Source organism: Pseudomonadota bacterium (genome assembly GCA_018242545.1).
Lineage (GTDB): Bacteria > Pseudomonadota > Alphaproteobacteria > 16-39-46 > 16-39-46 > 16-39-46.
Window position 1 is genome coordinate 1 of the sequence record JAFEBT010000056.1, and the last position, 13727, is coordinate 13727.

Sequence of the window (13727 nt, forward strand, 5' to 3'; positions counted from 1 at the left end):
AAGTCCACAGAATTATTGTGCGTCTTTATCAAAGTTTTTCGTATCTTCAAGAAAGCGATGCGCTTTCTGAGGAGCAAAAATCATTTTATAACCATATTTCGAGAGGAGATGGGCGTCAAGTAGAGATTGAAGATTCTCTTCAGGTTCTCACTGAGTATCTCTTTGCACATCACGGAAAACAACCTCTTATTCTTATTGATGAATATGATACACCGATCCATGCGGGCTATCTCAATGGATTTTATGATAAAATCATCTCTTTTTTCCGGAATTTCTTAAGTGCAGGTCTCAAAGACAATCCCTGTCTTTATAAAGCTGTCCTTACGGGAATTTTACGGGTTTCACGAGAGAGTTTATTCTCAGGCCTTAATCATCTAAAGGTTTATTCTGTTCTAAATTCAAAATTTAGCTCTTATTTTGGGTTTACGGAAAGAGAAGTTGAAGATCTTTTGATGCAAGCGCATATGGATAAAAAAATAATAGATGTTAAGAATTGGTATAATGGATACCATATGGCGGATGTAATGGTTTACAATCCGTGGTCGATTCTTAATTTTATTCAAGAAGGGGGAGTCCTTCAGCCCTATTGGGTAAATACATCCGATAATGAACTTATTAAATCACTTCTTTCAGGGTCAAGTTTTTCTATTAAGGACGATTTTGAAAAACTTCTTCAGGGAAATTCTCTTGAAAAATTTATAGATGAAAATGTGATGTTTTCTGATCTAAAAAAAAACAATCCAACATCAATTTGGAGTTTATTTTTGATGACTGGATATTTAACGGCAATGGGTCGTCAATTGACAGAGGGTGGATCTCTCTGTTCACTCGCAATTCCCAATAAAGAAGTAAGCTTTCTTTTTAAAAAAATAATCAAGGAATGGTTTGTCCAAGATTATGGGCTTGAGTGGTATACTCAATTTTTGAATGCGCTTTTGACAGGGGATATGGAGAGGTTTTCTGCTGAGTTAAAGGAGCTTATTGATCACACGGTGAGTGTCCATGATACAGGAAGAAGCCCTGAAGTTTTTTATCATGGACTTATGATTGGACTTACGGCAAGTCTTCATGGTTCTCCCCTTTATGAAATTAGATCCAACCGTGAAAGCGGAAAAGGGCGCTATGATTATGCCATTATAGCAAGAGAACCTCAAACGCTCAGCATTCTGATGGAATTTAAGCGTGTTCAAGAAGAAGAGGGGAGAACATTTTCTTCTCATGAAATGACAAATTTTCTTAAACAAGAAGCCCAAGAAGCCCTTACCCAAATGACGCAAAAAGCTTATTATGCAGAAATCAAACAACGCGGACTCACGCGCCTTTTAAAAATCGGCCTTGCGTTTTCTGGAAAGAAGTTTTGTCTTCTACATGAAGTCTCAAATATATAATTTGATAAATTTATACATCTCCACAGAGCTCAAAAGTTTAACTTTTTAATTTCTCTCGTCATTCTTAAAGAAGATAGGCTGGTATATTTGCACGTGTATTGTGAGCAATAATAGAAGGTTCTAGTTCAAAAGATGCATGAGAATCAACAAACAAGTTCCGAAGGCTTTCTTCTGGTCCCACGGGGTCTTCAACTGTTTTGAAAGAAAAAGGTCCGGCGACTTTAACATGATATGTCTTTTTAAGATATTTTGAAAATACCTCAAGACTATCCTTAAGTCGTTTAAGATCCGATTGTCTTTTTTGCGTATTGGAGATATTTTCTAAGGCAAGAAGCATGTGTCGAGCTTTTTCAAGATAGGTTTGATGCTCTTTATATTCGCCCTCCATCATCTTTTTTTGATCAAAGACTGTTTGAAGCGCATCTGAGATGTTTTCAAGAAAATGCCTGACCCAAAGACGCGCTTGAGAGAAGGAGCGCTGTTCTTCAGAGACAGGAGGAAGGGCAGAGACATCAATAGGTGTTTTAATTCCATATTGGTCCTCAAGGCGCTCAGCAAGAAAGAAAAGGCTCTCTTTGAGTTCTTTGAGTTTCGTATGTTTTTCGGAGGCTTGAGAAAGTTTCTCTATATTAGAAAGAACGTTATTATGTCTTTCAAGCGCCTCTAAATGAGCCTCAAGGTGCCACAAAGACATTTTCTTTTCAGCCCTGAGAGTTTCTAGTGTTTCTGCGAGATTTCTAATAATATGTTCAACACGTAAACGTTCTTTATAGAAAGGAACGAAGCTTGAGAAAGTGTCGTTTACGGGAAAACGTATTTCTTCCGCTTTAAGAGCATGTTTTTTCTGAAGAGACTTTAAGGCTTTATCAAGTTCGGCTTTAAGAGCTTCTAAATGATCCTTTTTTTCTTGGAAATTAAACAGGCCTTCAGAGTTCAGAAGGGAGGCTTTGTGTTTTTCATAAGACGTTTGATAATCTTCAAACTCGGCTTGTGGAAGGCTTCTTTCGGCTCTTAAAAAGTCAAGGGTTGAGGAAAATCTCTTTAAAAGCATCTCGATCCAGGCATGTTTCTGATGAAGTGAAACAAAATTAGAAAGAGCGTTTTTCTTATGGGAATATGTTTCAGGCACTGTTATATCATGCGTGTCTTGGAGAAACCTTGAAAGAGAAAAAGCTTTTCCTTTAAGCTCAGAAAGCTTTTTTTGTTTTTCCACTGGATCCGCACTCTTTACTGAATCCTGAAAATCACGTGCAAGACGTGTTAAATCAAACTGATAGGAATTAAAATCTCTTTCTGAAATTTCATTCACTCTTCGTAAAGTATCAAGAAGGGCAGAGATGTCTTTTAACGTGTATTCAACTTCAAGATGCTCTGATAAAGAATCAAGATATCCTTTGAGTTCAGTAAGATGTTTGTTTCTCTCTTGAACGTCAAAGAGTCTGTTTGCACCAAGAAGATATTCTTCAGATTTTGTAATGTGCCCTTGATAGGTCGTAAAATCATCTTCTGTGAACCTTTTGTCTTTCTTTAAAGTTTCAAAGAGAGAAGAAAGGTTTCTTAATGCGTGTCTGATATTAAGAGAGAGTGACAAGGTATCAAGATTTTGTTTAATTTCTCTGAGTGCTTGCTTCTTCATGTGAAGCTCAGGGATGCTTTCTAGATTCAGGAACATACGATGATAGGACTCCAGATACTTTTGATGCTCCTGAAGCGCTTCATCACCCATTTGATGGTTAGTTTTCATAAATTCAAGCGTTTGAAATAAGGTTTTAAACGCTTCTTCAAGGACAGCTCGCTTGTGATTGAATTCTCGAGAATAAGAAAGTGAATTTTCTTCATCCTTAAGAGCACTTTTAAAAAGAGCGAGATTTCGTTCAAACCTTGTGAGCTCAGCTTTGCTGACAACTGTTTCTTTTGAAAGCATAGAAAGTTTTTGGGTGAGGATATCACGTAAATCTTCAAATTGCGTGAGCGTTGATTGATCTTTTGAATCAGAAAGTGTCCAAAGAGTAGGCTCTGCTTTCTTTAAAGCGGATCTTAAGCGATCTTTATGTTCAGATTCAAAGGGTATGCCATCTGTTATTTCTTCGGGTTCTTCCAGCATCCATTCAGCCCATTTTTCAGCCATCGTCCACAGCCAAAGACCTGTAACGACGCCACTCTCTATTTGATTATAAAATGTCTTTACATAAGGTTCTTTAATTTGAGAGTCTGGTCGAGGTACCGATGATTTCTTTTGATCTTTTGATGTGTCTTTTGATGGTTTCTTTTCATTTATTGACGCTGTTCCATTAAGAGGAATGCTCTTGGGGGTGGGTTGTTGTGTATCTTTCTCAGGAAGAGAGGCATTTGACGATGGGATTCCTAAAGAAGGAGTCTGCATTTTTTCCCATTCATGAGCGGTCAGGGATAAAGAAGGAGGAGCCCCACGCCAATACTGAAGAGCACTTCCTATAAGGCTTGAGATAAATCTAAAAGGCTGAGGAGGCTGAAGAGAGGAAGCACCAGACGTTGCATATTCAGCGTATGCAGGTTCAATGTCTTCAGAAATAGAAGGCGGTGTGTTTCCATTTGTCTGAGAAAGGATTTCAGAGCCGAAAACAGACTCTGAATCTGCAGATTCTTTAAAAGAAGCAGGACCATATGAACCTTCCATTTTGCCCGAAGCTGAAACATAGGGAAGAGCGGCAGATTTAGAAGTATCTAATTCAGAAAGAGAACGTCTTTGATGGGGAGCGCTGCTTGAGGAATTGGTCACATTCAACAGAGCAGAAAGATAGGCAGGACAAGCACCTAGAATAATTGGATTGGTAATGTTCCGGAATGCGGCTTGATTTTGTGTCCAATAAGAGGAAGGAAGCGTCATGCTTGCGGCAAGATTGAATGTTTTAAGCTTGCCATTTGTATGAAGGAAAAGAATAGAATCAACAATGGCTTGAGCTCCTTGAGAGCCAAGGGCATCGATTGGATTATATGAAATGTCGAAACCTGTCATATTTCTTAAGGATCGAAGAGTGTTTCCAACATATACGCCATCTGAGACGTTGTATTTTCCTATAAGGTTAAAGCTAAGATTGAGGTCTGTAAGAGCAAATGCAGATTGAAGATTTCTAAAGAAATTAAAAAGATTAGCTCCGCTGGTTGGTGCAGAGGAGGTAGCTCCAAAAATAGAACTATGATCTAAAAGAAAAGTTGTAAAATTTGTTAAGAAAGAAAAACTAGACCCCAGAGAAGCAATAGGACTTGGGGTATTAGATAAATTTGGATCACTTCCTAAATTGAAAGTTGTTAAAGATTTTGTCTGGTTGAAAGCGCTTCCCAATCCAGAAAAATCACCTCGTCCAAAAGAATTTCCTTGAAAATAAGCCTTTCTTAAGAGCGGGAATTTTGCTGTTGCATTTGCCCAAGCGCTTTGGTCTAAAAGAGCAACAATGCCATTGTTTTCAATATGAAGTTCTTTAAGATTACTAAGTGTTCCTATGGCTGGTGCAAGAAGTTGGCTGAAAGGGGTGGGAACTAAGCTTGGGATGAGAGGGCCCATATTATTATTTCCGGAAATATCTACTTTTGTAATGCTAGCTTTCGTCGCATTCGGCAAATTTAAAATGGCAGATGCAACAGAAGAATAGATTTGAGGTGTCAGTTTTTGAGAAAAATCAAGGGTTGTTGCATTTGAGGAAAGAGCGTTAAAATATGCTGTCACATCAGCGGGAGAAAGAAGAGAAAAAAGATCTGTGTTTTGAGAAGAAAGGGAATGATTGGTCCAAGAGGTGCGCAAAGCATCTGTAAAATTTGTGTTGATAGGTGCAGCATTCACAGACTGACGTGCAATATATAAACTTCGTAACGGAAGATTTGTTATACCCGATGCGAGCGCTCTAAAATCTGGGTCTGATTGACTATTTGATAAATAATTTCCAGAGATATCAAAATCAGTTAAAGTTATGGGAAGGGAGGTGGCAAGAACATTTGCATGGGTTTGACCAGTTGTCGAATTTTGAGAGCCTATGTAATTATTTCTCAGATTCAAAGTTGCGATATTTGTTTCTTTTAAACTTTGTAAAAAGGAAGAGGCGGTATCAAAATCATTAAATCCTATGCGGTTGTTATCTAGTAAGAGAGTTTGAAGTGAGGAGCAATTTTGAAGACCCTGTTGGAGTGCGGTTATATGAGAAGGATAAGTTCCAAGTAGGTTATTCGAAAAGAGAGCAGTCTGAAGTTTTTGGCAGCTCTTGAAGAGTGTTGTTAGAAAAACGCTAGTTTCTGTTGTAGACTGCTGTCCCATGTGTGTTGAAGACATATTCACATATGTTAAATTGGAAAGAAACGGAAAAGTTTGAGAGAGTGAAAGGAGATACCCATCTACATTTCCTAGATACCAGCCTCCAAGGTCAAGGTGCGTTAAGGAGGAAAATCTTTTAAGTGTTGTAAAATTTAGGGCATCGCTTGGGTTAAAGAGACCTGAACTCTCATCAAATTGCCATATGAATTCTTGCAGAGATGAAGGAAGAGCCAAAAGAACAGATTGGAACACTGCGTTATTTGCAACGATATTCCCACTTAAATTAACAGATCGTAGCTTAACATTTGGCTGTGTGGCATTGAACCCTATCAAAAGGGCTGCAATTGTTTGCCCTGAAAGACCTTTTCCGGAGAGATCAAGATCAATTTCAGAGGGAAGGTTCGAGAAGACTTTAAAAGCTCCAATAGCATCGGTAACATTTTGTCCTGGGAACGTATTAAAAGCTTGAATGACAGCATTAAGACACACGAGCTGGTTCTGAGAGTCTAAAATGAGAGGATTAACAGTTGTGGTTGTAGACCCTGGTGGAAGTGGTGGTGGCGCAGCAGGTGACGTTACTGTAGACGGAAGAGTGGTGGCTGGTGTTGTAGCTGTCGCATTTGTGGCTGGAGGTGCCGGTGGCGGTGGTGGTGGGGCAGCAGGTGACGTTACTGTAGACGGAAGAGTGGTAGCTGGTGTTGTATCAGTCGCATTCGTGGCTGAAGGTGCCGGTGGCGGTGGAGGAGGTGCAGCAGGCGACGTTACTGTAGGTGGGAGAGTAGGTGCTTGTGTTGTATCAGTCGCATTTGTGGCTGGAGGTGCTGGGGGCGGTGGAGGAGGTGCAGCAGGCGACGTTACTGTAGGTGGGAGAGTAGGTGCTGGTGTTGTATCAGTCGCATTTGTGGCTGGAGGTGCTGGTGGCGCCGGAGGAGGAGGCGGGGGTGCAGCAGGGGACGTTACAATAGGTGAAAGAGTGGTTGTGGTAGAAGCATTTGTAACAGATGGTGGAGGTGGCGCCGGAGGAGGAGGCGGGGGTGCAGCAGAGGACGTTACAGTAGGTGGAAGAGAGGTTTTGGTAGATGCATTTGTAATAGATGGTGGAGGTGGCGCTGCGCGCGATGTAGTTACTGTCGTTGAGATATTAGGTTCTTGTATTGTATTTGTATTATTTAATTCTGATCCTGCAAATAAAGAACCACCTTGAGAAGGATCCTTTGTGGAAGAGCTTGCAAGAGAAATAATGCCGTTAAATGTTCCTTCAGCTAAAAAGAGATATAGAGCTCCTTTTACAACTCGAAAAGTTACCCATAAAGCGCTTTTTGTTTTACTTTTTGAAAGGCCTAATTTCCAAAAAGTAAGATCAAGATAAATGTTTCGTATCCAATTATTATTTGGATTCTTCTCTAATTCTAAAAGATAAGCGTAAGCTTTTGCTTTAACAGTCATGAGTTGATTTTGTTTCTTTTTCTCAAATCTGTCAAAATCATTTACAGAAACTCCATGAACAATCTTATAAAGGGCCTCTACGGCCGACATCCAGCTGAGTGCATTATGCGATTGAGAAAACGCGTATATACTTTCTAAAATGTTGAGGGCTTCTTGTTCAGAAATATTATCATCCCAAAGTAAGCCTTTGACGAGACGCCTTAGCGCACCGTGAAGTGGAGGAGAAACAAGACTTGCTCGAATCAAATCATTCCACAACCAATGGGAAGATGTTTCTTTAAGAAGCGAAAGATCCGTTGTACGTATGGATTGAGAAGTTTTTTGATTTCCTAACGGAGCATTGGAAAAAGCATTATAGGCTCCTCGGAGCACAGGAAGAGTAAAGAAAATGAAAACAGCTTCCTTGGCTGAAAAGTTTGGGATTCCATTAAGGTCTCGAAAACTTTCTCCAATAAAAATTCCAAAGATAGATAGCGAAGAGTGGGAGGATATAATTTCATAAAGAAAATAAGCAGGGACTAAAAATTTAATCTCTGAACGAAAGGTATCACCAGTTTTTCGAAAAAATGCATCAAAACCATAAAGACGGCTTAATGATTTTTCATCAGTAAGAGGTAAAGATCTTCCTTTCGGCCAATTTCCTCTAGTTATAAGAGAAGAGAAACGTCCCGAGAACCCTTGCAAATCTGCCCATCTCAGTGCATTAGAGCGCCCTAAGGCATAGAGGGCATCGATATGGGGCTGGAGAGGATTTTTTGTATTATATGTATCAGAATCCCAGTCATCGTTTTCTCTGGAGAAAACAGTTGAGCCTCCTAAAGGGGCGTCTGAACTATCCTCAGGAAAATCCGAAACAACGACATAGTTTCCCGTGGCATCATTGTCGCTAGAACGTCTAGGACCAGATATAGGAGGGGGAGAATCTTTCGCTTGATCACTTCCAGGAGGTGTGTTTTTATTTCCAGCTGTTTCTCCTTCTCCTTCCATGGTATAATGAAGCGGGTTCCAAGTCGTAAATGACGTTTCTACAAGTTCCTTTGCTGCATAAACCTGATTTTGACCCGCAACAGCGTCCTCATAAACAGCTCCAGGAAGCGCATAAATTTGGCCCTTACTACCTTCTTTTTTCAGTGCATAATACACACCCTCTTGACCCGGAACAGCCTGTTCATAGCCTTCTGCTGGAATAGCAAAAACTGTATCAGCTGTAGGAGCTATAAACTCCTGATACAGTTGGTTTGGATTATATGCTCCTGCGATATTATGATATTGGTCGTCTTCTGTTGCGGAAGCGTGCACAGGCCCAAGAGGTTGTCCAGGAAAGGGGACATCTGTACCAGCTGTATCATAAAATGCTGGTGCTGAAGCCACCATAACTGCTTCTCTTGCAGGAGTTCGTGAAACACCAGGAGCTTGTTGTCCAGGAAGGAGGGCATATGTATTAGCTGTATCATAAACTGCTGGTGCCACCATAACTGCTTCTTTTGCAGGAGTTCGTGAAACACCAGGAGCTCGCTGTCCAGGAAGGGGCACATATGTACCAGCTGTATCATAAAATGCTGGTGCCGAAGCCACCATAACTGGTCCTCTTGCAGGATCTAGTGACTCATCAGAAGTTTCTGCACTAGGAAATATGGCACGTTTACGGCTCAAAAATTTAGTTCGATCGAGATCTGTTTCACCTATATTCAAAAATCCATAAGGATCGTCAGAGGTTGCATAATGATAGACTCCATTTCCATCTGCTCCAGCTCCATCAAAACTATCTTCTCCTAAATCCATTGAGAAGACTGGTCCAAAACTCATTGAAAAACAAAGAAGATTGGTGATAATGCGATAAAAAAAAGCCTTCATATAGTGGTTTTCCTCTTAATTTTTTTGAAGTAGCTCAAACGTGAATAATGATATTTTTGAAGAGAGTAATGTGTTTAAAAGATAAAGTTTATTCTAAGCATAAAAAAGAAGAAAGATATAAAAGCTTTCTTAATGCAGGATGATACAACATTTTTTATAAAGATGAAAAGCTTTTTTTAAAATTCTTAAAATTTTTTAAAAAAAGGTCTTGATTCTATATATTTTTTTATGAAGAGGGGAAATAAAACTTTTTTTCTAAAGGTAATAAGAAGTAAAAGGAAAGTTATTCTTATCTGGTTAAACCAGTTAAGAGCCTTATTTATTGGGATTTACTTTCTTTTTCTGCGGCTTCTTGTGCGGCTTTAATGAGTTCTTGTTTTGTTTTCATAAGAAGAGGGGATGTAAAATCAGTTATAGAGGTGAGTGCTTGTGCGGCGGAAGATGTTTTTCTTGAACGTTTGTGCGAGTGGAGTTTATCTGCTCCTTGGATTAAAGTCTCATCATCGGCTTCCTTTTCATCTTGTGTGACAACCTCATCTTGAACATTAAGAGATCTTGTCGCAGCATCTGTTTGATCATTTGCAGCTTCTTGTTGAGGTGTCATTGGGGAAGATGAAGTGGGTGGATAAGAAAGAGGAGTACCATTGACATAAAAAGCACCACTTGCTCCTGGAATGATGAGCGTTGAATATTGAGCGTTTGTAGTTTGACCATTAAGTGCTCCCGAAAAATATCCTCCATTTTTACTTCCTAAAGAAAGAACATTCGGAAGCGTTGGAGCTAGATGATCCCCAAGTGAGACATGAACAGGTTGATTCAAAGTTCCTAATTGATTTGTCGCATTTGTGATGGTGAGAGATTTAAGATTTATAAAGTTGTTCGCAAGTCCATAATTAAGAACAAGGTTTCCAGCAACATCTAAAGTAAGGGCATGGGAATAAGCAGTGCTATCGACAACGGTGCTATTCAAAGTTAAATCTCCCGTTGTTGTTTGCAAGGTAAGATCTGCATTTAAGGTTATAGGCGCTCCATATGTTTGGCTCCCGGCACTCACTGATCCATTAAGAAGCGTTCTATTTGCTCCCATTGCAGAGAAAGCACCTACATTTGTCGTCGGTCCAAAGGTTAAAATTCCTGTTGCTGAAGCGTTAAGCGCAAGATTATGACCGTTCCCAGTTATACGTGAAAAAGTTAAATCGCCTGCTGTTGAAGCAAACGTCATATTTTGTGTTCCGGTTAATGTTACATCTCCAGTATACGTTTGATTGTTTGCTGAAGAAACGCCAGCGCTAATACTTATGCCTTGTGGAGCTGTTACAGAAAAATTATGAAGGTTTGTACCTCCTGCTAGCGCTACGGATCCCCCTGCAGTTATGGTTAGGTCTTTCGCAGTTCCAATGATATTATTATTTAGAGTGACGTTGCCGGCGCCTGCAATCGTGGTAGTGGTAGGAGTAAAAATCCCTAATCCTCCTGTGAGGTTGATATCTCCTGCTGTGGTCGTGGTGATATTACTATTAAGTTGAAGTTGATCAGGGGTTGTCACTGTAATGTTATTTGAAGCGCTGAGAGTTCCAACGTAAATAGGTCCTGCAGGTCTAGTATTTACATCACCCGCGTCAACAGTGAGTTTCATAAGGCCGGTTCCAGAGCTAAGCGTATGACCTGTGCTTGTAATTCCACCTGGTGTTGTGTCTGTTCGAGATCCTTGACCCTCAGCACTCGCTGCATTTGCGATGAGCGTCATGTCTGCATTGGTTGTCGCAATATTAGCGTTTATGATAATATTGCGTCCAGCATTCATGTCGAGTTTTTGTCCATCTGTAAGCGTAAATCCATCTGTAACTGTAATGTCAGTGGTTGCTTGTAAAAGAATGTTGCCGATATTTATTAAATTTATAGGATCTATTGCGTTTGTGCCAATTGCAGGAGAATCTCCATAATTATAGTTTGCATAGATTCCTCCCCCACCAATAATTTGAATGTTTTGTGGATCAAATAAGATCGTACCCATCTCTCCTTTTGGAGCACTGGTATCAATTTTTCCGCGATGAATAAGCTTTTCTTTTCCAGAGATTTCTAATTTGGGCCCTCCATTTCCACCTTGTGCACCCCCTTTAGACTCTATTGTAGCCCAGTTTTGAGTCAGCTTATCGGCCCAAACAACGACCTGTCCGCCGTCTCCGTTTTCAAGCGCGTTGGTTGTGAGTATCGTGTTCGGATCTAAAAAGGCGTTTTTTGAATTATTGATGTTTAGATTTTTTCCTTGAAAATCTCCTCCATAAAGGATCTGACCTCCCCCTCGTTTACCATCCGCTTTTATTGTTGTGCCAAATGCCCGGAGTTCAGGCGCAAGAACCTTAATGTTTCCGCCTTTTTGAGTCAGGCCGTTGGCTGTTAAAGTTGCGTTTTCTAAAGTCATATCTTTGCTGCTTTCTGCCCAAATGCTTCCGCCATTTTGCAGTCCATCTACTGAAATTTTTCCTTTGAGAATAATGACGCCATCTTTTTCTTCAATCGCTTCAGCTTGAGGAATGCTTTTTATATTGACGGAATCTTCAAAAACAAATTTTTGCGCATCTTTTGTTGTCACGAGCACAAGTCCGCCTTTGTTAACAATTGACCCAGAATGTTCTACTGTTGATCCTTTAGAGAGATTTTCATTCTGTTCTTTGTTTGATTTGATTTCAAATCCAATGAGGCTTTCGTTATCAAAACTGAGGACATAAGATTCCGCACCAGCAATAACAACACGGTTTAATTGACCTACGATGACGCCATCATCTTTCACATTCTTTCCAATGAGCGTTGCAAATCCTCCCCTCATTATATTGAGATTACCATTATTTATAATTGCACCCTCTTGAGAACTCTTTGTAAAATTATAATTTCCTGTACGGCTTCCTGTTAAAAAGTCCTCATTTGATATGTGGGATGTTGTCGCTAATATTCCATGTGCATAAATATCTGATCCTTTTTCGAGAGTAATACCAGCAGGATTGCTGAGAACAGCATTTCCTGACGTTACGAATTCTCCCCTCAAATGAGAAGCCTCTCCACCAATAACACGCAGCAATGTGCTATCAAGGGGATTATCTCTTAACGTTCCATCACTGTTAAAATAAAGAATGCGGAAAGTTTCGCCTGGGAGTGTTGAAAGACGGTTAAAGTTAATAATTCCAACGCTCGGATCATGGGAGGCTGCAGAAGAAAATTGATCGACTTCAAGCGTATGAGGATCAGGAGCCCAGACTTTTATATTTCCTGCTTCAACGTGATAGTTACTAGAAAGAGCTATGGACTCTATATTTGAAAGCGTTGAAGGATCCAGCATATCCACATTTCGTGGAAGCTCAGGAGGGGTAAGTGTTGCATCAGCAATTGGTGTTACGACCGGAAGGACTTCCGGAATAGAAGGTACTATAGGCCCATCTCCTCCAATGGGGAGGGGAGCTGGGAGAATATCTGTCATACTGCTGACTTGTGCATTTATAGCAACAAGTATAACAACACTGCAGAGGAGCTGAGAAAGGAAGCTCTTTATTTTCATTTTTTATTTACCCCCCTAAAAGGGATTGGCCTCTTTTTTTATTCAGAATAGGTTACTTAAGAAGAAAAAGCTTCTTCTTTTAATCTCAAAAATTCTGAAGTTTTTTACCTGTTTTTAAGCGTTTAGATTTTATTTTTTTTCTATCTATTTAAAAAGGCTATCATAAATAGTTTGATTTCAAAAGTAAAAAATGCGCGTTTGTTGTTATAGATAGGGACGATTTAAGTAACAAGGCATAGCACAAGCGGATCGGACATAAATTTCTTGTACCTAGCACGTCCTCTTCCTCAACGTCCGGAATGCCAAGGTGCTTCCGGACGGCTTGTTCAACAGCAGATGTCATATAGTTGTGGGTGATGGCTGTGCCCGTCAAATGTGCAACAGTGGCAACATCTTCTCCAAAAAGCCCTCCTAAGGCTGCACTCGTAAAGGTTGCCATATGCTAGAAGGACTTAACTGATTCAAAGGCTCATTCTTTAATAAGTGCTTTCAATTCATCACATTGTTTTTGATGATACGTCGACTTTGAAAGCATGAGATCAATAATGCGTTCAATGAGATATTTGGGGATAAGCGGAACATATTTTTTAAATTTTTTATACGTGCGATCATTATTAAAAATACCTACAAAATTGCTGCGTGCTGGCTCGGGTCTTTCTGTTGTTGAAGCTCTATAAAGCGAAAACAAATCATTAAAAAATTCTTGAGGAAGTTTTTTCTCAACAAGCAATTTATAAAACTCTTCTTCTTTAAGAAGCTCTTTCGTTGGAGGTTGGACTTTAAAAGTTTTCTTTTCTTTTTCCCAAGCTTCTAAAGATGACTTCACTTCTTCAGGAGTGATGAGAAGATTTTCAGGAATATAAGGGCTGTTGACCTCAAAAAAGAGCCCTTTAAATCGGGCAAGATTCAAAATTGCAAGAGGCCAGATCGCTATAAAATTATCTTCGAGTTGAAAATAACCTGAAGGTTTACAGAGTTGTTTATGACCTTTCATAATTTCTTTAAAGGCTTTTTCAAGTGCAGGGAGGTCTTTATCTGCAATTGCTTTAAAGGCAAGAGGATAACCAGCATAAGATTTAAATTTTGTTGCTGTTAAATCTGTCCACTTTTGGAGACTTTCATGATTTAGAGGATCTTGTAAAACAAAAACTCTAAAAAATTCATGCCAAGCACCTAAATAATTACCATTAAGATATATATATTTTTT

General features: G+C 39.7%; 4 protein-coding genes. 1 reads left to right on the plus strand and 3 read right to left on the minus strand.

Annotated features, from left to right (window positions below; translation table 11 throughout):
- The coding region (locus JSS34_07005; GenBank protein ID MBS0186069.1) for an AAA family ATPase at positions 1-1388 on the plus strand (1388 nt) is incomplete at its 5' end.
- Between the two features lie 64 nt (positions 1389-1452).
- Here JSS34_07005 and JSS34_07010 read toward each other — a convergent pair.
- The 3 genes from JSS34_07010 to JSS34_07020 form a co-directional block, all read right to left on the minus strand.
- A complete protein-coding gene (locus JSS34_07010; protein MBS0186070.1) occupies positions 1453-8970 on the minus strand; it encodes a hypothetical protein in 7518 nt (2505 codons plus the stop codon).
- Between the two features lie 319 nt (positions 8971-9289).
- The gene (locus tag JSS34_07015; GenBank protein ID MBS0186071.1) at positions 9290-12520 is read right to left on the minus strand and encodes a hypothetical protein; all 3231 of its coding nucleotides are present in this window, start codon (positions 12518-12520) and stop codon (positions 9290-9292) included.
- Between the two features lie 469 nt (positions 12521-12989).
- The coding region (locus tag JSS34_07020) for a hypothetical protein (GenBank protein MBS0186072.1) at positions 12990-13727 on the minus strand (738 nt) is incomplete at its 5' end.

Coding starts and splice junctions, on each gene's coding strand:
- JSS34_07010 (MBS0186070.1), bottom strand. CDS start 8,970: ATGAAGGCTTTTTTTTATCGCATTATCACCAATCTTCTTTGTTTTTCA.
- JSS34_07015 (MBS0186071.1), bottom strand. CDS start 12,520: ATGAAAATAAAGAGCTTCCTTTCTCAGCTCCTCTGCAGTGTTGTTATA.